Genomic DNA, 19,395 nt, shown 5'->3' on the forward strand with positions numbered 1-19,395 from the left:
AAAGAATTATTCACCTCCTTTCCCGTTGTTTCGCTTTATCACATAGACATAAATTGCATAAAAAATTGATAAAAGGCGTTTTTTAATCTGGGCTATAGCCTGAAACCCTGGCTAAAGTTATTCTTGCGAAGCTTAATTACAGCGAGCAATAACGGTCGGGAGAGCGTCCACTCTTCCTGGTTTTTGCCGAATGACAAACTATGCACGTTTCTTGCATAGCATTGAGTGCAACTTTTTTGGTTCGTTTGTTAACGGACTTTGATAAGGAAAGAGATTATGACCGCCTTAAATAAAAAATGGCTATCGGGTCTGGTTGCGGGTGCTCTGATGGCCGTCTCTGCCGGCACGCTCGCTGCGGAACAAAAAACACTCCATATCTATAACTGGTCTGACTATATTGCGCCGGATACGGTCGCTAATTTTGAAAAAGAGACCGGCATCAAAGTGGTCTATGACGTTTTTGACTCCAACGAAGTTCTTGAAGGCAAACTGATGGCGGGCAGTACCGGTTTTGATCTGGTCGTGCCTTCCGCGAGCTTCCTTGAACGTCAGTTGACGGCAGGCGTTTTCCAGCCGCTGGATAAGAGCAAACTGCCGGGCTGGAAAAACCTCGATCCGGAATTGCTGAAACTGGTCGCCAAACACGACCCGGACAATAAATTCGCGATGCCGTATATGTGGGCGACCACAGGTATTGGCTACAACGTCGATAAAGTGAAAGCGGTGCTTGGCGCTGATGCCCCGGTCAACAGCTGGGATCTGGTGCTGAAGCCGGAAAATCTTGAAAAACTCAAGAGCTGCGGCGTCTCTTTCCTCGATGCGCCGGAGGAGGTGTTTGCCACCGTGCTGAACTATCTGGGTAAAGATCCGAACAGCACCAAAGCGGACGACTATACAGGACCGGCGACCGATCTGCTGCTCAAGCTGCGGCCAAATATTCGCTACTTCCACTCTTCGCAGTACATCAATGACCTGGCTAACGGCGATACCTGCGTAGCAATTGGCTGGGCAGGGGATGTCTGGCAGGCTGCCAACCGGGCGAAAGAGGCGAAGAATGGCGTCAATATCTCCTTCTCGATTCCGAAGGAGGGGGCGATGGCCTTCTTTGATGTCTTCGCGATGCCGGCAGATGCCAAAAATAAAGACGAGGCCTATCAGTTCCTCAACTATCTGCTGCGCCCGGACGTGATTGCGCATATCTCTGACCACGTGTTCTACGCCAATGCCAACAAAGAGGCAACGGCGCTGGTGAGCCCAGAAGTGCGTGATAATCCTGGCATTTACCCGCCGGCTGACGTGCGCGCCAAAATGTTCACCCTGAAGGTTCAGGATCCGAAGATTGACCGCGTCCGTACGCGTGCCTGGACTAAGGTGAAAAGCGGTAAATAACCTTTTGCCTGTTGCCGGGCAAGCGAAGCGCCCCCGGCAACAGGCGCACCGTTCTGGTGCGCCTGCACCATGATTTGTTTCTGCCGGAGAGCACCCCGTGAATGATGCCACCCCACGCCCGCAGGCGAAAACCCGTAAAGCGCTGACGCCGCTCCTCGAAATCCGTAACCTGACCAAATCCTTTGATGGTCAGCACGCCGTCGACGACGTAAGTCTGACCATTTATAAAGGCGAAATCTTTGCCCTGCTGGGCGCATCAGGCTGTGGGAAATCCACGCTGTTGCGCATGCTGGCGGGGTTTGAACAACCCACCACCGGACAAATCATGCTGGATGGCGTTGACCTCTCTCAGGTGCCGCCTTATTTACGGCCCATCAATATGATGTTTCAGTCCTATGCGCTGTTTCCCCATATGACGGTGGAGCAGAATATCGCCTTTGGTCTGAAGCAGGACAAACTGCCGAAGGCGGAAATTGCCAGTCGGGTCGAAGAGATGCTGGGGCTAGTGCATATGCAGGAGTTCGCTAAACGCAAACCGCATCAGCTTTCCGGCGGCCAGCGTCAGCGTGTTGCGCTGGCGAGAAGCCTGGCAAAACGGCCTAAACTTTTGCTGCTCGACGAGCCGATGGGCGCGCTGGATAAAAAGCTGCGTGACCGTATGCAGCTCGAAGTGGTTGATATCCTTGAGCGTGTTGGCGCAACCTGCGTGATGGTGACGCACGATCAAGAAGAGGCGATGACCATGGCCGGGCGTATTGCCATCATGAACCGTGGCAAGTTTGTGCAAATCGGTGAGCCGGAAGAAATTTACGAGCACCCGACCACGCGCTACAGCGCGGAGTTTATCGGCTCGGTCAATGTCTTTGAGGGTGTGCTCAAAGAGCGCCAGGAAGACGGCCTGGTGCTCTATTCTCCGGGGCTGGTGCATCCGCTGAAGGTCGATCCGGATGCGTCGGTTGTGGATAACGTGCCGGTGCACGTGGCATTGCGCCCGGAAAAAATCATGCTGTGCGAAGAACCGCCTGCCGATGGTTTTAACTTCGCCGTCGGCGAAGTGGTGCACATTGCCTATCTTGGCGATCTCTCCATCTATCACGTTCGCCTGAAAAGCGGACAGATGATCAGTGCCCAGCTACAAAACGCTCACCGTTATCGCAAAGGTCTGCCGACCTGGGGCGATGAGGTGCGTCTGTGTTGGGATGCCGACAGCTGTGTGGTGTTGACGGTTTAAGGAGCGAAGATGAGTACACTTGAACCTCCGGCACGCGTAGAAAAGCCGGGCGGCTTTACGTTCTGGCTGGCGCGCGTGCAGATGAAACACGGGCGCAAGCTGGTGATAGCGCTGCCTTACGTCTGGCTGATCCTGCTGTTCCTGCTGCCTTTTCTGATCGTCTTTAAAATCAGTCTGGCGGAGATGGCGCGGGCGATCCCGCCGTATACGGAGCTGATGGAGTGGGCCGACGGGCAACTGTCGATCACGCTTAATCTGGGTAACTTCCTGCAACTGACGGACGATCCACTCTACTTTGATGCCTATCTGCAGTCGCTACAGGTGGCGGGGATCTCGACGCTCTGCTGTCTGCTGCTGGGGTATCCATTGGCGTGGGCGGTGGCGCACAGCAAGCCGTCAACGCGTAATATTCTGCTGTTGCTGGTGATCCTGCCGTCATGGACCTCATTTTTGATCCGCGTTTATGCCTGGATGGGGATCCTGAAAAATAACGGCGTGCTGAATAACTTTTTGCTGTGGCTGGGAGTGATCGACCAGCCGCTGACGATTCTGCACACCAATCTGGCGGTGTATATCGGCATTGTGTACGCCTATCTGCCGTTCATGGTACTGCCGATTTATACCGCACTGACGCGGATTGATTATTCGCTGGTGGAAGCGTCGCTGGATCTGGGGGCTCGCCCGCTGAAAACCTTCTTTAGCGTGATCGTCCCGCTGACCAAAGGCGGGATTATTGCCGGTTCTATGCTGGTGTTTATTCCGGCGGTTGGCGAGTTTGTGATCCCGGAACTGCTCGGCGGACCAGACAGCATCATGATTGGGCGCGTGCTGTGGCAGGAGTTCTTTAACAACCGCGACTGGCCGGTGGCGTCTGCGGTCGCGATTGTTATGTTGCTGCTGCTGATCGTCCCGATCATGTGGTTCCACAAACATCAGCAAAAAAGTGGAGGGGAACACGGATGAACAATTTACCGGTAATTCGTTCGCCCTGGCGCATTATGATTCTGGTACTCGGGTTTACCTTTCTCTATGCGCCGATGCTGATGCTGGTCATCTACTCGTTTAACAGTTCCAAACTGGTCACGGTGTGGGCAGGATGGTCCACGCGCTGGTACGGCGAACTTTTTCGTGACAGCGCAATGATGAGCGCGGTGGGTTTGAGTCTGACCATCGCCGCCTGTGCGGCGACGATGGCGGCCATACTCGGCACGATTGCCGCAGTGGTGATGGTGCGTTTTGGCCGCTTTCGTGGATCGAACGGCTTCGCCTTTATGATCACCGCGCCGCTGGTCATGCCGGATGTGATCACTGGGCTCTCGCTACTGCTGCTGTTTGTTGCGCTGGGCCATGCGATCGGTTGGCCGTCGGATCGCGGTATGCTGACTATCTGGCTGGCTCACGTCACCTTCTGTACGGCCTATGTGGCGGTGGTGATCTCCTCGCGCCTGCGTGAACTGGATCGCTCCATTGAGGAAGCGGCAATGGATCTGGGAGCGACGCCGCTAAAAGTGTTTTTTGTGATTACGCTACCGATGATTATGCCGGCGGTGGTCTCTGGCTGGCTGCTGGCGTTCACCCTGTCGCTGGACGATTTGGTCATTGCCAGCTTTGTCTCCGGACCGGGCGCGACCACATTGCCGATGCTGGTCTTTTCCAGCGTGCGGATGGGCGTTAACCCGGAAATCAACGCCCTGGCGACGCTGATCCTCGGCGTGGTCGGAATTGTCGGATTTATCGCCTGGTATCTGATGGCACGTACCGAAAAACAGCGTATCCGCGATATCCAGCGTGCAAGACGCGACTGAAGACACTAAAATCTGCCAACCTGGCTACACAATGCCGCGCTCGTCGCGGCATTGTTTTCATGGAAGACGATTCGTTGGGATTTTTTAAAAAAACATCCTCATCACATGCCCGCCTGAATGTGCCCACGCTGGTGCAGGTGGCGGCGCTCGCCATTATTATGATCCGTGGGCTCGACCTGCTAATGATCTTCAACACCCTCGGCGTTCGCGGACTGGCTGAGTTTATTCATCGCAGCGTGCAGACATGGAATTTAACGCTGGTTTTTCTCGGCAGCCTGGTGCTGGTGTTTATTGAAATCTGGTGTGCGTTTTCACTGGTGAAAGGGCGGAACTGGGCGCGCTGGGTGTATCTGCTCACGCAGGTGATTGCCGCTGGCTATTTGTGGGCGGCCTCGCTGGGCTACGGCTATCCAGAGCTGTTCAGCATTGCCGGTGAGTCAAAGCGGGAGATTCTGCGTACGCTGGTGATGCAAAAACTGCCCGATATGCTGGTGCTGCTATTACTGTTTGTGCCCGCGGCCAGTCGTCGCTTCTTCCGTTTACAATAATGTGTATAATCCTCGCCCCTGTTCAGATAAAGGTTTTCGTATGCAGTGCGCACTCTATGACGCCGGTCGTTGTCATTCCTGTCAGTGGGTAACGCAGCCCGTTGGCGAGCAACTCACCACCAAAACCGCCGATCTGCAAAATCTGCTTGCCGGTTTTCCAGTCGGGGAGTGGTGCGCGCCGGTCAGCGGCCCGGAGCAGGCGTTTCGCAATAAAGCGAAAATGGTCGTTAGCGGCAGTGTCGAGAAACCCCTGCTGGGGATGCTGCATCGCGACGGAACGCCGGAAGATTTGTGCGATTGTCCGCTCTATCCCGCCTCATTTGCGCCGGTGTTTGCTGCGCTAAAACCGTTTATCGCCCGTGCCGGGTTAACGCCCTATAACGTGGCGCGCAAGCGTGGCGAGCTGAAGTACATTTTGCTGACAGAAAGTCAGTTTAATGGCGGTATGATGCTGCGTTTCGTTCTGCGCTCCGACAATAAAATGGCGCAATTACGTGCTGCGCTGCCAGAATTACAGGCGCAACTGCCGCAACTGAAGGTCATTAGCGTCAATCTCCAGCCGGTGCATATGGCGATTATGGAAGGGGAGACGGAAATCTTCCTGACTGAACAGCAGGCGCTGGCTGAGCGGTTTAACGATGTGCCGCTGTGGATCCGCCCACAAAGCTTCTTCCAGACCAACCCGGCGGTGGCAAGCCAGTTGTATGCCACCGCGCGTGACTGGGTGCGACAATTGCCGGTAAACCACATGTGGGATCTGTTCTGCGGCGTCGGCGGTTTTGGGTTGCACTGCGCCACACCGCAGATGCAGTTAACCGGAATTGAAATTGCCCCGGAAGCCATTGCCTGCGCGAAGCAGTCCGCGCAAGAACTGGGCTTAACCCATCTTCATTTTCAGGCGCTGGATTCCACGCAGTTTGCCACTCAGCAAGGCGCAGCGCCGGAGCTGGTGCTGGTGAATCCGCCGCGCCGCGGTATCGGAAAACCGCTGTGTGATTACCTCAGCCGGATGGCGCCGCAATTTATTCTCTATTCCAGCTGTAATGCGCAGACGATGGCAAAAGATATTGCCGCGTTGCCGGGCTATCGCATCGAACGGGTTCAGCTTTTCGATATGTTCCCGCATACGGCACATTATGAAGTGCTGACATTACTAATTCGAATTTAAGCGTAGTGACATCAATATTTAATGGGAGAGGGAGTGGCATACTTCCCGGCCATATTTCTTAATGAACTCAACGATGAATAAAATAATTCTTTTGCCGATGGTAGCACTCGGCCTGGCAGGTTGTACGTCAGTTAAAGTCACGCCATTACCGAAGACTGAACTGATCGATCGTATTTGTATTCAAAAAAATGATGCAGTGAAGGTGAGTGACTTACTCTCGGTTGTTCAACAACGGCTTCAGTATCATCAAATTCGTTCTGAAGTCTTTTCCACTGAACGACCCGATAATTGTCACTATATTATGAATTACACAGCGTACCGCACATGGGATGTGGTGCCGTATCTTTCTTCGGCTGATTTTACGATCAATCGTGATGGGGTGATGATTGCTTCAGCGAATTTTCATCTGCGGGCAGGAGGGGGATTATCATTAATGAAGTGGCGGGGAACAGAATATAAAATTAACCCCGTTATTGATCGTTTAGTGGGTACAAACTGACGCTTTTACTACCAATATGGCCCGCATTTGCGGGCCATATTCATTAAGATTACTGCGGGAACCACTGGTCGTTGATTTTTTGGTACGTACCATCAGCTTTGATCGCCGCCAGCGCAGCGTTCAGTTTATCCAGCAGTACTTTATTGTCCGGGCGAACGGCAATGCCAAGCCCGGTGCCGAAGTACTGCGGATCGGTAACTTTTTCAGTCGCCACACCCAACTGAGGGTTGGTTTTCAGCCACTCATTGACCACGGCAGTGTCGCCGAACACGCCATCAATACGGCCATTTTTCAGGTCGATAAACGCATTCTGATAGCTGTCATAGGCCACGGTTTTCACTTCCGGGTGCTTGTCCTGCAAGTATTTCTGGTGAGTGGTACCATTTTCCATCCCGATACGTTTACCTTTCAGATCGGCAAAGGTTTTGTAGGTATCTTTCTTCGAAATCACCAGCGCCGAGTTGGCATAGTAGGGGGTCGTAAACGCCACCTGTTTGCTCCGTTCCGGCGTGATATCCATACCGGAAATGACCGCATCATATTTTTTGAATTTGAGTGCCGGGATCAGGCTGTCAAACGCATGGTTGGTGAAAGTGCATTCTGCCTGCATTTGTTTGCACAAGGCTTTTGCCAGATCGAGGTCGAAGCCGACGATTTGGTTATTCGCATCCATAGATTCGAACGGTGGATAGGTCGCAGAAACGCCGAAGCTGATTTTTTCTGCGGCAGCAGCACCGAAGGTGAAAGAGGCAAGTAATGTGGCCAGAACTAACTTTTTCATGGTTGGACTCCCGTTGTGATGAGGCGCCGTTTCTGCGGCATAGATTTACAATGCCAGCAATTGAATTTATATGCAATAAAAATGATTAACTATTTTTTATCAAATAAAAAAAGACGGACAAGTTAGAGGCTTGTCCGTCATGGTGATACTGATTTATGCAATAAAGTGCTTAATTGCGACGTTCAAAGGCCAGCGCTTTGCTTTCAATCAGGCGCATCATTAACGTCAACAGACCGTTGACGATCAGGTAGATGACACCCGCTGCGCCGAACACCATCACATCGTAAGTGCGACCGTACAGCAGTTGGCTGTAGCCCATCACTTCCATCAGGGTGATGGTATACGCCAGAGACGTACTCTTAAACACCAGCACGACTTCGTTGGAATACGAGGAGAGGGCGCGTTTCAGGGCATACGGCAACAGGATCGCCAGCGTATCTTTCTTGCTCATCCCCAGCGCACCGCAGGACTGCCACTGGCCTTCCGGAATCGCGCGAATCGCCCCGTAGAACAACTGCGTGGTATAAGCTGCGCTGTTCAACGATAGTGCGATCAGCGCACATAACCAGGGTTCTGACAGCAGGTGCCACAGAACCGGATATTCCTGCAGAGAGGGAAACTGCCCCGGACCGTAGTAGATCAAGAAGATCTGTACCAGCAGCGGCGTACCGGTAAACAGCGTGATATAGCCGCGAACCAGCCAGACTACCACCGGCGTTTTCAGCGTCAGCACGATAGTAAAAATGAGCGACAGAATCAGGGCGACGACGATAGACGCCACCGTAAGCGTCAGGCTGGTATGCAGCCCTTTTAGCAGTTCAGGTAAATACTCAAACATCAGCCTGGTCTCCGCTCAAAACGTGTCGCGCGCAGGTCAATGCGTTTGAGAATGTACTGGCTCACCAGCGTAATCACCAGGTAGATCGCTGCCGCGATGATGTACCAGTTAAACGGCTCCTGAGTTCGCGTGGCAATGCTCTTGGTTTGTAGCATCAGGTCATTGACGCTGATAAGGCTCACCAGCGCGGTATCTTTCAGCAATACCAGCCACTGGTTGCCGAGCCCCGGCAGCGCGTGACGCCACATTTGCGGCATCACCAGCCGGAAGAAAATCGCGGTCTTCGACAGTCCCAACGCCTGGCCGGATTCCCACTGACCCAGCGGGACGGCTTTCAGCGCGCCGCGCAGGGTTTGCGACGCATAGGCCGCGTAAAGCAGCGAGAGCGCAATCACACCACACAGGAACGGGCTGACGTCGAAGTTTTCGATCTCCATTCGTACCGGAATCTGCACGACGCCCAGATTGATTGTAAAGCCATCCGAGAGCATCAGCAGCAGTTGAGAGGAGCCGAAATAGATAAACAGCACCACCAGAATTTCCGGCAGGCCGCGTAAAATGGTGACCAGCGCGGACCCCGTCCACGCCACAGGACGAAACTTCACTGACTCCCAGACGGCGAACAGCATTGCCAGCGCCAGTCCGAGGATCAGTGCACAAACGGCAAGGCCGACGGTCATCCCGGCGGCGCTTGCAAGGGGGAAAAATTCGTTCATCAAGGCTTACTTCTGGAACCATTTGTTATAGATGGTTTCGTAAGTCCCATCTTTTTTCACTTTTTCCAGCGCAGCATTGAATTTCTGCTGCAGTTCCGTATTGCCCTGGCGTACGGCGATGCCCAGACCGGTGCCGAAGTAATCTTTATCCGTCACTTTGTCGCCAACCGGCGCCAGTTTCGGATTGTCTTTCAGCCACTCAGTGACCACAGCCGTATCACCGAATACACCGTCGATGCGGCCATTTTGCAGATCCAGTTTGGCATTCTGGTAGCTGTCATACGGAACGGTAGTGATTTCCGGGTGTTTATCCATGATGAATTTCTGGTGAGTGGTGCCGTTCTGCACGCCCACTTTCTTGCCTTTCAGCTGATCAACGCCGGTGAATTTCCCCTGCTGACCAATGAACAGCGCGGAGTTGTCATAGTAAGGCGTGGTGAAAAGTACCTGTTTTTCACGCTCTGGGGTGATGTCCATCCCGGCCATGACCGCATCAAAACGACGGAATTTCAGGCTCGGGATCAGGCTGTCAAACGCCTGGTTGGTGAAGGTGCAAGTGGCGTCAATCTCTTTACACAGCGCATTGGCCAGATCGACATCAAAGCCGACAATTTTGTTATTCGCGTCCATCGATTCAAAAGGAGGATAGGACGCTTCGGTCGCAAAACGAAGGGTCTGGGCTGCTGTAGCGGAAAGGCTAAAGCCTGCGATAAGCGCGGCAATCAGAACTTTTTTCATTGTGTTGTCCCGAATCTTAGTGAGAGAGATAGTTTTTAAATGCTTCGGTCTGCGGGTCGGTAAAGCAACTCGCATTACCCTGCTCGACGATATGACCATTTTCCATATACACCACGCGGCTGGCGGTTTTGCGCGCCACTTCCACTTCGTGCGTCACGATCACTTGTGTAATGTTCGTTTCCGCCAGCTCACGAATGATGCTGACGATCTGCGCGGTAATTTCCGGGTCCAGCGCGGCGGTAGGCTCATCAAACAGCAGAACCTGCGGTTCCATCATCAGCGCGCGGGCAATGGCCACACGCTGTTGCTGCCCACCGGAAAGATGCAGCGGATAACGATCGCTGTACGGCTTCAGACGCAGGCGATCCAGCAGCTTTTCGGCGCGCGCTAACGCCTGATCTTTCGACAGACCCAGCACGCGGCAGGGGGCTTCAATCAGGTTTTGTTGCACGGTAAGGTGCGGCCAGAGATTGTACTGCTGAAAGACCATGCCGACATTCTGACGCAGGTCGCGAATCGCTTTATCTGACGGCGCTTTGCGGAAGTCGAAATGGTTTCCCGCAATGCTGAGCGTACCGGAACGCGGCATCTCAAGCAGATTGAGTACCCGCAGCAGTGAGCTTTTACCGGCCCCGCTTGGGCCCAGTAACACCAGCGTTTCACCCTGCGGGCAATCCAGCGTGATATCGAACAGCGCCTGATGCGCGCCGTAGAAGCAGTTAATGCCGTTTAATTGAATACTCATTGATACTCGTATACTGGCCGTCTGATAGCTATTGAAGCCGCAGATAGTACCTTTGACAGAATAGTTATGCAATATTTATGCTTTAAAAGTTAAATATAGCGCGCATTTCCCCTTAAACATAGCACAAAATAGCGAGGGGAAAGGGCGACAAGAACAATTGTCGGCATTCCATGCAGAATGCCGGACAATTTACGGGGGTTACAATTTTTAGCGCGTTTAAGCGGAGAGATTAACGGTTTTCAACCGACTGACGAAGCGTACCGGCCGGGGCATGCACGCTGCCGCCGAGATAGCGAACATCGTCAACGACCCAGCACTGGCCTTCACGGATCATCAGCACTTCATCCTGCCAGTTCTGATCGCCCTGTTTCAACGCAACGCGTAGCGGGATGTTTCGTGCATCACTATTCGGAATGGTCGAGGCGCTGGCGACGCTGGCGCTGTCCGGCGGTGTTGTCCGACTGGAGAACGGATCGCTGCTCATCAGTTGACGATGCGCACTGTCACGACTGGCATCCGACAGCAGTTTCGCCAGGCTGTCGCTCAGATAAGGGCGCAGGGCGGTGATGTCATTACTGCGGTTCTGGATACGATAGTCATAAAATTGTTGAGCCACACTGTCCGGCCCACCATCCACACAGGCTCCCGCACGCGGACCGTTGTCTTTATATGCGGGCGTAACGGTGGTGCAGGCGCTGAGCAGCAGCGCGCAAGGGATGAGCAGGGAGAGTTTCGAATAGCGCATAGTGATTTCCTTATAAGCGTTCTGCCATGAGTCTTCTAAGATAACAGTCATCTACGATAATCAATTATATCCTTTCAATGATAGTGTATGGCGCTGATAATGTGCTGAATGTAATCAGGAGAGAAATCATGCAATTTTCGACAACCCCCACGCTTGAAGGACAAAGCATCGTGGAATACTGCGGTGTAGTCACCGGCGAAGCCATTCTGGGCGCGAATATCTTCCGGGACTTTTTTGCCGGTATCCGCGATATCGTCGGCGGTCGTTCAGGCGCTTACGAAAAAGAGTTACGCAAAGCGCGTGAAATTGCTTTCGCAGAGCTGGGCGAACAGGCGAAAGCGCTGGGCGCTGACGCCGTAGTTGGCATTGATATCGATTATGAAACGGTCGGCAAAGACAGCAGCATGCTGATGGTCAGCGTCAGCGGGACGGCGGTGAAAACGCGTCGATGAGAAAGGGGTTATGGCTGGCGGCCTTTGCGTTATTCCTGACGGGATGTGCAGGCGAAAAAGGGATCGTTGATAAAGACGGTTATCAGCTTGATACCCGTCATCAGGCGCAGGCGGCCTATCCGCGTATCAAAGTGTTGGTGATCCACTATACAGCGGATGATTTTGATAGCTCGCTGGCGACGCTGACCGATAAAAACGTCAGCTCGCATTATCTGATCCCGTCCGTGCCGCCGATGCATCGCGGTAAACCGCGTATCTGGCAACTGGTGCCGGAACAGGATCTGGCGTGGCATGCCGGTATCAGCTTCTGGCGCGGCGCGACGCGCATCAACGATACCTCGATCGGCATTGAGCTGGAAAATCGCGGCTGGCAAAAATCTGCGGGTGATAAATATTTTGCCCCGTTTGAGCCTGCGCAGATTCAGGCGCTGATCCCGCTGGCGAAAGACATTATCGCCCGTTATGACATCAAGCCACAGAACGTGGTCGCGCATGCGGATATTGCTCCGCAGCGAAAAGACGATCCCGGTCCGTTGTTTCCCTGGCGAGCGCTGGCAGAGCAGGGCATTGGCGCCTGGCCTGACGCTCAGCGAGTCAATTTCTACCTCGCTGGACGGTCGCCGCACACGCCCGTTGAGATGGCGTCACTGCTGGATTTGCTGGCGCGCTACGGGTATGACGTCAAGCCCGAAATGACCGCGCGTGAACAGCAGCGCGTCGTGATGGCGTTTCAGATGCACTTCCGCCCGACGTTATGGAACGGCGTTGCCGATGCCGAAACGCAGGCGATTGCTGAGGCGTTACTGGAAAAGTATGGGCTAGATTAGCGATGCAGTTTTCCGTGGTCGCGCAACCACGCCGCCGTTTTCACGATGCCCTCATCCAGCGTTACCACCGGTTTATACCCCAGCTCCGCTTCGGCACGGCTGATATCCAGCGTAAAGTCGAAATTCAGCTTCGACACCCCGTAGTGGGTTAACGCCGGCTCTTTGGCAGACTTATTGCCAAAGTGCTCCAGGCTGCGGGCAATCATATCCAGCATCGGATAGGGTACGGATCGGATCCGGCAGTGGATGTTCAGTTCATCAATCAGCTTTTGCACGATACTGCGTAGGGTTCTGGGTTCGCCGTTGGTGATGTTATACACCCGACCAGATGGCAGGCTGTCGCACAGTTCCTGACTCGCCAGCCACATCGCGTGAATTGCGTTCTCATAGTAGGTCATATCGACCATCGCGCTGCCGCCGTGCGGCAACAACACGCTGCCGTAGTGGTGCATCATGTGCGCCAGACGGGGGATAAACACTTTGTCATGTGGACCAAACAGGCTTTGTGGGCGTAGCACCGTAAAGCGCGTCTGCGGGTTCGCCTGGGCCAGCAGGCTGATGACCTCTTCGCCGGCGGCCTTGCTGCGGGCAAATTCGTTGGCAAAGCGGTGTGGACGAAAATCTTCCTGGATATCGCGATGATGGTGATAATCGAAATAAAGCGATGGAGAGGAGATATGAATAAAGTTACGCACGCCCCAGGCGACGGCCCATTCGCCAAGACGACGGGTCGCACGAACGTTTGCCAGATCAAAGGCTTCCTGAGTTCCCCAGGGAGAAGTGAAACTTGAGCAGTGCCACAGCGTATCGATGCCCGCAAGCATGACCTTCGCCTGCGACGAGACCAGTTCGGTCAGATCCGCATGCACAAACTCCGCGCCCATTTTCTCAAGCAGTTTACCCATCGCTTCGTTGCGACCGGTTGCTCTGACGCTGATGCCTTTGTTGCGCAAAAACTCAACCGCGTTTCGTCCTAAGCCGCTGGTTGCGCCGGTAACCAGTACCTTCATATCAGTCCACTGTGTTTAATAAAACGTCGTGCGCATTCTTCCGTGAATTACGTCGGTATGCAATGGGAAACGTGAAACAATACAGCAAGTTTTTACGATTTATCTGTGATTTGTTCTGCAAGTCCGGCAATTTTTTTTGCCATCCCCTGGAAAATAAACAGGTGCGCCGGGATCATTAACAGCCAGTAGAATAGCCCCGGCATACCGTGCGGATGCCACCAGGCGCGCACGTCAATCTCGCGATGATCGCCTTTATCCTCAAGGGTAAAGCTGAGCCGCCCCAGCCCCGGCGCCTTCATGCCAAACAGTAACGTAAGCTGTTTTTCTGGCTCGACGATGATCACTTTCCAGCTGTCTACGGTATCGCCCGGTTGCAGCAGTTCGTGTTCCGGGCGACCTTTTGCCAGCCGATGCCCGACCAGCAGATCCAGCGCGGCGCGGATCTTCCACAATGCATTGCCAAAGAAATAGCCCTCTTTGCCGCCGAGACGGTTCACTACCTGCCATAACGCCTGCAAACTGGCGGATGTCTTCACGGTAAAGCCCGCCTGTTTGGCGAAAAAACCGTACTCGGGACGCCAGCGGGCAAACGCCTGCGCGTCATAGCCCCAGTCGCTGGAGTTCATCAGTTTCTCTTCTTCTTTCAGCGTGCTGCGTACGGCATCGTCAAAGGCGATAAGCTTCTGGGGTATCAACACCCGCAGTTCGCTATCATCGGCCAGCAGATCGTGTCTGAGGCCCTGTATCAACGCTTTCGCGGTGGTAGGCGGCACCGAGGTGATGACATTCAGGAACCAGACGGAGATCCAACGGGTAGGAAAGGGAATGGGGATAAGCCAGCGATGCTTGCCGCTCACCGCCATAAAGTGCTCGAACTGCTCCTGATAGCTGAGTACCTGCGGCCCGGCGGCTTCAAAGATCCGATGCTCACGGGACGGGTGATCCAGCAGCGCTACCAGATAGTGCAGCAGGTTTTCCAGCGCGATGGGCGTGGTACGTGAGCGCACCCAGCGCGGCGGGGTCAGCACCGGCAGGTTGTAGACCATGTCGCGCATCACTTCGAACGCGGCGGAACCCGCCCCAACGATAATCCCGGCGCGCAGTTCCGTTACCGGAACGCCGGACTCGCGCAGGGTATCGGCGGTGATCTGCCGGGCGCGAAGATGGTCGGACTGTTCGTGTTCCGGCGCCTGTAAGGAGCTGAGAAAAATAAGCTGGCTGACCGGCGTTTCACGCAGGGCGTCACGCACGTTAAGTGCGACCTGGCGTTCGTGAGCGATAAAATCGCCGCCTTCCCCCATGCCATGTACCAGATAGTAGACAGTATCGACATCTGTCAGCAGGGCAGGCAAGTCCGTCGGCCAGTTCAGGTCCAGCTTATGACAACTGACGTTGGGCAACTGCAGTTTTTCCAGCCGCTCAATGCGGCGTGCCGCCGCCCGTACCTGATGGCCCTGTTCACTGAGTGCCTGCACCAGATGCTGACCAATATAACCACTGGCACCAAGAACCACGATACGTTGCGACACGTCTTTCTCCTTAGCGATTTAAGAACGCGCGCCAGTGGGCGACGACATCAGCGAGCTGCTCCCGTGAAACATCCAGATGGGTTACCAGACGGACAATCGGCGAGGCGTTGATCAGCACGCCATGTGCCTTCATGTGCTCACCCAGGGCCGCAGCGTTGGCTTCACCGACGCGCACGAACAGCATATTGGTGTCGTGACGCATCACGTCCGCCCCGGCGTCCCGCAGTTGCTCCGCAAGCCAGGCCGCGTTGTCGTGATCGTCCTGCAGGCGCGCAACGTTATTTTTCAGGGCATACAGTCCGGCTGCCGCCAGGATACCGGCCTGACGCATGCCGCCGCCGGTCATTTTGCGCCAGCGGGTAGCACGCTTGATATAATCGCGGCTGCCGACCAGCAACGAACCGACTGGCGTCCCCAGTCCTTTCGAGAGACAGATGGTAAAGGAGTCGCAGTATTGTGTGACCTCTTTGAGTTCACAACCGTAGGCCACGACGGCGTTAAAAATACGCGCGCCATCGACGTGCAGCGCCAGACCGCGTTCACGGGTAAATTCCCATGCCTCTTTCAGATATTCACGTGGCAGTACTTTGCCGTTGTGGGTATTTTCGAGGCTTAACAGACGAGTGCGGGCAAAGTGGATGTCATCGGCCTTAATTTTGGCCGCGACTTTATCCAGTGGTAACGTTCCGTCTGGCGCAGCGTCAATCGGCTGCGGTTGAATGCTGCCGAGCACCGCCGCACCGCCCGCTTCATACAGATAATTATGCGCGCCCTGACCCGCGATATACTCTTCGCCACGCTCACAGTGGCTGAGCAGCGCCACGAGATTGGCCTGTGTGCCGGTAGGTAAAAATAACGCCGCTTCTTTTCCTGAAAGTTCAGCGGCGTAGTGCTGGAGGGCGTTAACGGTGGGGTCATCTCCGTACACGTCATCCTCGACCGGGGCGGCCATCATTTCTTCAAGCATGGCGCGACCCGGACGGGTGACGGTATCACTGCGTAGATCAATCATTGCACATCCCTATTGTTTGAAAGGCGATGTGCATTGTTTTACCTGAGCCAGTTGGTTTTTGCCAGTTCGATCACCTCATCGCCGCGACCGCTGATGATGGCGCGTAACATATACAGGCTGAAGCCCTTGGCCTGCTCCAGTTTGATTTGCGGCGGAATGGCCAGTTCTTCTTTTGCGACAACCACATCCACCAGCACCGGGCCGTCGATTAACAGGGCGCGCTGTAGCGCTTCATCAACGTCAGCGGCTTTTTCCACCCGAATACCGGGGATGCCGCATGCTTCGGCAATGCGCGCAAAGTTAGTGTCGTGCAACTCCGTACCGTCAGTGAGATAACCACCGGCCTTCATTTCCATCGCCACAAAACCCAGTACGCTGTTGTTAAAGACCATGATTTTAACCGGCAATTTCATCTGTACGACTGACAAAAAATCGCCCATCAGCATGCTGAAGCCGCCGTCGCCGCACATGGCGATCACCTGCCGTCCCGGCGCGGTGGCCTGTGCGCCCAGCGCCTGCGGCATGGCATTCGCCATGGAGCCGTGGTTAAACGAGCCCAACAGACGGCGCTTGCCGTTCATTTTCAGGTAGCGGGCGGCCCACACCGTCGGCGTACCGACGTCGCAGGTAAAAATGGCGTCATCGGCGGCGAAATGGCTGATTTGCTGCGCCAGGTATTGCGGGTGAATCGCCTTTTCGCTGGGTTTGGCGAGATCGTCCAGCCCTTTGCGCGCATCGCGATAATCGCTCAATGCCTTATCGAGGAATTTACGCTCGGTTTTCTCTTCCACCAGCGGCAGGAGCGCAGTCAGTGTGGCTTTGATATCGCCTACCAGCGCCATATCGACTTTACTGTGCGCGCCGATGCTGGCCGGGTTGATATCAATCTGAATGATTTTGGCGTCACTCGGATAGAACGCGCGGTAAGGGAACTGCGTACCGAGGAGCACCAGCGTGTCAGCGTTCATCATGGTATGAAAACCGGATGAGAAGCCAATCAACCCGGTCATCCCCACATCGTACGGGTTGTCGTACTCGACATGCTCTTTGCCTCGCAGGGCGTGAACAATAGGGGCTTTAATTTTGGCGGCGAACTCAACCAGTTCTTTATGCGCGCCCGCGCAGCCGCTGCCGCACATCAGGGCGATGTTGCTGGAGTAACGCAACAGTTGCGCCAGCTTTCTTAACTCTTCTTCCGCAGGTGTGACGACAGGCAACGGCGCGTGATACCAGTGGCTGCTGGCGTTTTCCGGCGCCGGTTTTAACGCCACATCACCTGGTAATACCACCACGGAAACACCGCGATTGAGGACGGCCTTTCGCATGGCAATCGCCAGCACCTGGGGGATCTGTTCCGGGCTGGAGACCAGCTCGCAGTAGTGGCTGCATTCGCGGAACAGTTCCTGCGGGTGCGTCTCCTGAAAATAGCCGCTGCCAATTTCGCTGGAAGGAATATGAGCGGCTATGGCGAGTACAGGGACGTGGTTACGATGACAATCAAACAGACCGTTGATCAGATGCAGGTTACCCGGTCCACAGGAGCCCGCACAAACCGCCAGTTCACCGGTCAGTTGCGCCTCGGCACCCGCCGCAAATGCGGCAACTTCTTCATGACGGGTCGACATCCACTCAATCGTTCCCATGCGATTGAGACTATCGCTCAGGCCGTTCAGCGAATCGCCCGTCACGCCCCAGATACGTTTCACCCCCGCCTGTTCCAGTGTTTTAGCAATAAAAGCGGCAACCGTTTGTTTCATGGTTTTCCATCTCCTTAATTGTGATACCGGTTACAAGTTTAGATGAAGATACTGATTACGCTGCGTTGCACCCCCTTATTTTCAGCAGCTTCCTTTCAGGGGGGATAACGCGTAGCGTGAAAAAAATCAGAGTGAAGCAGGGGTAAATTCAGATGCTTACAACGTTGTTAAATGCAGTGAATCGGATGCTTACGCATGAGGATTTGGGTAAGTTTTTATTACGCCTGGCGGTGGGTGGATTGATGCTGTTTCACGGACTGCATAAGTTGTTTGCCGGGATTGATGGCATCAGCGGAATGCTTATCGCGAAAGGCTTTCCGGGATTTATCGCCTATGGAGTGCTGGTGGGCGAAGTGATTGCACCGTGTTTAATTATTCTCGGTATTTTGACGCGTCCCGCGGCGCTGGTACTGGCGTTCACCATGATAGTGGCGTGGTTAATGGTCGGAATGAATGAAACCTGGGCGCTGGATAAAACCGGCGCATGGGCAATTGAAAGTCTGGTCTATTTCTTTATTGGCGCACTGGCGGTGGCATTTCTGGGGGCGGGACGGTTTTCGCTCGCTGGCAATTCAGCGTGGCGGTGAGAAATTACCGGATAAGCGTAACGCCATCCGGTAATCTGCTATCAGGCGAGCACTAAATCGCCCTGAGGATGGCAGGAACAGGCCAGCACGTACCCTTCAGCTATCTCTGCCTCGGTCAGCGTCATGGTGCTGCTGACCGTATACTCGCCGGAAATCACTTTGGTTTTACAGCAACCGCAAACACCCGCGCGGCAGGCAACGGTCACTGGCACCTTGTTGCTTTCCAGCGCATCCAGCAGCGTCGTACCGACCGGCGCGTAAAATTCTTTCGCCGGTTGCAGTTTAGTAAATTTCAGGCCGCTGGTTGCCGCGTCTGCCACCGGAGTGAAGAACTTCTCTTTAAAAAAGCGCGTCACGCCCAGCGCTTTTACTTCCTGCTCGGCCAGATCCATATACGGCGCCGGGCCACAGGTCATCACCGTGCGGGAAGCCAGATCCGGCACCTGCTGCAACAGTTCTGTTGTCAGTCGACCTGGCACGAAGCCGTCAGCGGCATTATTTTCCGCCACCAGCGTGACCGGATATTGACGCCATTCTTCAGCAAAAATGACATCCTGCGGCGAACGCACGTTGAAGATCACCTGTACGTCTGCATGCGGACGGTATTTCGCCAACCAGCGGCGCATCGACATGATCGGCGTGACGCCACAGCCGGCCGCCAGCATCAGGAACTTATCATCCGCTTTATCGTCGCAGGTGAAATCGCCCATGGCATCAGACAGCCAGAGATAGTCGCCGCGCTTCACATCGCGGGTTAACCACTGTGAGCCCGCACCGTCGTCAATCCGGCGAACGGTCAGCGTAATATACTCGCTGACGCCCGGCGTTGAAGAGATCGTATAGGCGCGCAGCGTTTCCGCGGAATTACGCACGCTTACCAGTGCATACTGCCCGGCGCGATACGGATAATAGTCGTGGCACAGCAACGAAATCGTCCATACATCCGGCGTTTCCTGATGGATGTGATGAACCTGCATCCGCCATGGGCACTGATGAGTTGGCATTGTCATTCTTTACT

The 19,395-nt window shown here is 54.5% G+C and carries 21 protein-coding genes; 10 read left to right on the forward strand and 11 right to left on the reverse strand.

Annotated features, from left to right (window positions below):
- The first annotated feature begins 276 nt into the window (after nucleotides 1-276).
- The 7 genes from potF to QNN88_RS17665 all read left to right on the forward strand — a co-directional run bounded on the left by potF (nucleotide 277) and on the right by QNN88_RS17665 (nucleotide 6,640).
- The gene (gene potF, locus QNN88_RS17635) at nucleotides 277-1,389 is read left to right on the forward strand and encodes a spermidine/putrescine ABC transporter substrate-binding protein PotF (RefSeq protein WP_042320338.1); all 1,113 of its coding nucleotides are present in this window, start codon (nucleotides 277-279) and stop codon (nucleotides 1,387-1,389) included.
- A 97-nt stretch (nucleotides 1,390-1,486) separates the two neighbouring features.
- Complete coding sequence (gene potG, locus QNN88_RS17640) at nucleotides 1,487-2,620, forward strand: putrescine ABC transporter ATP-binding subunit PotG (RefSeq protein WP_414241358.1); 1,134 nt, start codon at nucleotides 1,487-1,489, stop codon at nucleotides 2,618-2,620.
- 9 nt (nucleotides 2,621-2,629) lie between these two features.
- Nucleotides 2,630-3,583 (forward strand): putrescine ABC transporter permease PotH, encoded by a 954-nt coding sequence (gene potH, locus QNN88_RS17645; RefSeq protein ID WP_414241359.1) that lies wholly within the window; start codon nucleotides 2,630-2,632, stop codon nucleotides 3,581-3,583.
- Entirely contained in the window at nucleotides 3,580-4,425 is an 846-nt protein-coding gene (gene potI / locus QNN88_RS17650; protein ID WP_044326564.1) for a putrescine ABC transporter permease PotI, read from the forward strand. The genes potH and potI overlap by 4 nt, the downstream gene beginning before the upstream one ends.
- Before the next feature lie 59 nt (nucleotides 4,426-4,484).
- Entirely contained in the window at nucleotides 4,485-4,973 is a 489-nt protein-coding gene (locus QNN88_RS17655; protein WP_414241360.1) for a YbjO family protein, read from the forward strand.
- Between the two features lie 40 nt (nucleotides 4,974-5,013).
- A complete protein-coding gene (gene rlmC, locus QNN88_RS17660; RefSeq protein ID WP_414241361.1) occupies nucleotides 5,014-6,141 on the forward strand; it encodes a 23S rRNA (uracil(747)-C(5))-methyltransferase RlmC in 1,128 nt (375 codons plus the stop codon).
- A 73-nt stretch (nucleotides 6,142-6,214) separates the two neighbouring features.
- Nucleotides 6,215-6,640, forward strand: a complete 426-nt coding sequence (locus tag QNN88_RS17665; protein WP_414241362.1) for an Sbal_3080 family lipoprotein — start codon at nucleotides 6,215-6,217, stop codon at nucleotides 6,638-6,640.
- 49 nt (nucleotides 6,641-6,689) lie between these two features.
- Here the strand turns inward: QNN88_RS17665 and artJ are convergent, their stop codons facing one another.
- The 6 genes from artJ to QNN88_RS17695 form a co-directional block, all read right to left on the reverse strand.
- Complete coding sequence (gene artJ / locus QNN88_RS17670; protein WP_414241363.1) at nucleotides 6,690-7,421, reverse strand: arginine ABC transporter substrate-binding protein ArtJ; 732 nt, start codon at nucleotides 7,419-7,421, stop codon at nucleotides 6,690-6,692.
- Between the two features lie 169 nt (nucleotides 7,422-7,590).
- Complete coding sequence (artM, locus tag QNN88_RS17675; protein ID WP_414241364.1) at nucleotides 7,591-8,259, reverse strand: arginine ABC transporter permease ArtM; 669 nt, start codon at nucleotides 8,257-8,259, stop codon at nucleotides 7,591-7,593.
- On the reverse strand, nucleotides 8,259-8,975 hold the full coding sequence (gene artQ / locus QNN88_RS17680) for an arginine ABC transporter permease ArtQ (protein WP_414241365.1): 717 nt from the start codon (nucleotides 8,973-8,975) through the stop codon (nucleotides 8,259-8,261). The genes artM and artQ overlap by 1 nt, the downstream gene beginning before the upstream one ends.
- A 6-nt stretch (nucleotides 8,976-8,981) precedes the next feature.
- Nucleotides 8,982-9,713: an arginine ABC transporter substrate-binding protein ArtI gene (gene artI / locus QNN88_RS17685; protein WP_414241366.1), complete on the reverse strand. Its 732-nt coding sequence runs from the start codon at nucleotides 9,711-9,713 to the stop codon at nucleotides 8,982-8,984.
- Nucleotides 9,714-9,729: 16 nt separating this feature from the next.
- A complete protein-coding gene (artP, locus tag QNN88_RS17690) occupies nucleotides 9,730-10,458 on the reverse strand; it encodes an arginine ABC transporter ATP-binding protein ArtP (protein ID WP_414241367.1) in 729 nt (242 codons plus the stop codon).
- A gap of 229 nt (nucleotides 10,459-10,687) precedes the next feature.
- Nucleotides 10,688-11,203 (reverse strand): lipoprotein, encoded by a 516-nt coding sequence (locus QNN88_RS17695; protein WP_414241368.1) that lies wholly within the window; start codon nucleotides 11,201-11,203, stop codon nucleotides 10,688-10,690.
- Between the two features lie 128 nt (nucleotides 11,204-11,331).
- Between QNN88_RS17695 and QNN88_RS17700 the strand changes: the two genes are divergently transcribed.
- On the forward strand, nucleotides 11,332-11,655 hold the full coding sequence (locus QNN88_RS17700) for a heavy metal-binding domain-containing protein (protein ID WP_042320310.1): 324 nt from the start codon (nucleotides 11,332-11,334) through the stop codon (nucleotides 11,653-11,655).
- Nucleotides 11,652-12,482, forward strand: a complete 831-nt coding sequence (locus QNN88_RS17705; protein WP_414241369.1) for an N-acetylmuramoyl-L-alanine amidase — start codon at nucleotides 11,652-11,654, stop codon at nucleotides 12,480-12,482. The genes QNN88_RS17700 and QNN88_RS17705 overlap by 4 nt, the downstream gene beginning before the upstream one ends.
- Here QNN88_RS17705 and QNN88_RS17710 read toward each other — a convergent pair.
- The 4 genes from QNN88_RS17710 to poxB form a co-directional block, all read right to left on the reverse strand.
- Nucleotides 12,479-13,492, reverse strand: a complete 1,014-nt coding sequence (locus QNN88_RS17710) for an NAD-dependent epimerase/dehydratase family protein (protein WP_414241370.1) — start codon at nucleotides 13,490-13,492, stop codon at nucleotides 12,479-12,481. The two genes, QNN88_RS17705 and QNN88_RS17710, sit on opposite strands and share 4 nt — an antisense overlap.
- Nucleotides 13,493-13,584: 92 nt before the next feature.
- Nucleotides 13,585-15,021 carry a DUF2867 domain-containing protein gene (locus tag QNN88_RS17715; RefSeq protein ID WP_414241371.1) on the reverse strand — a complete coding sequence of 479 codons (1,437 nt, stop codon included), beginning with the start codon at nucleotides 15,019-15,021 and terminating at the stop codon, nucleotides 13,585-13,587.
- 10 nt (nucleotides 15,022-15,031) lie between these two features.
- Nucleotides 15,032-16,033, reverse strand: a complete 1,002-nt coding sequence (ltaE, locus tag QNN88_RS17720; protein ID WP_414241372.1) for a low-specificity L-threonine aldolase — start codon at nucleotides 16,031-16,033, stop codon at nucleotides 15,032-15,034.
- Nucleotides 16,034-16,071: 38 nt separating this feature from the next.
- Entirely contained in the window at nucleotides 16,072-17,790 is a 1,719-nt protein-coding gene (gene poxB / locus QNN88_RS17725) for a ubiquinone-dependent pyruvate dehydrogenase (RefSeq protein ID WP_414241373.1), read from the reverse strand.
- 152 nt (nucleotides 17,791-17,942) lie between these two features.
- Here poxB and QNN88_RS17730 point away from each other — a divergent pair, with 152 nt between their 5' ends.
- Complete coding sequence (locus tag QNN88_RS17730) at nucleotides 17,943-18,377, forward strand: DoxX family protein (RefSeq protein WP_414241374.1); 435 nt, start codon at nucleotides 17,943-17,945, stop codon at nucleotides 18,375-18,377.
- A 41-nt stretch (nucleotides 18,378-18,418) separates the two neighbouring features.
- Here QNN88_RS17730 and hcr read toward each other — a convergent pair whose 3' ends face one another.
- Nucleotides 18,419-19,387, reverse strand: coding sequence for an NADH oxidoreductase (gene hcr / locus QNN88_RS17735; protein WP_414241375.1), 969 nt, complete (start codon nucleotides 19,385-19,387; stop codon nucleotides 18,419-18,421).
- Nucleotides 19,388-19,395 lie beyond the last annotated feature (8 nt).

Origin of the sequence: Citrobacter sp. ANG330, assembly GCF_047467925.1 — a bacterium.
Lineage (GTDB): Bacteria > Pseudomonadota > Gammaproteobacteria > Enterobacterales > Enterobacteriaceae > Citrobacter_A > Citrobacter_A amalonaticus_G.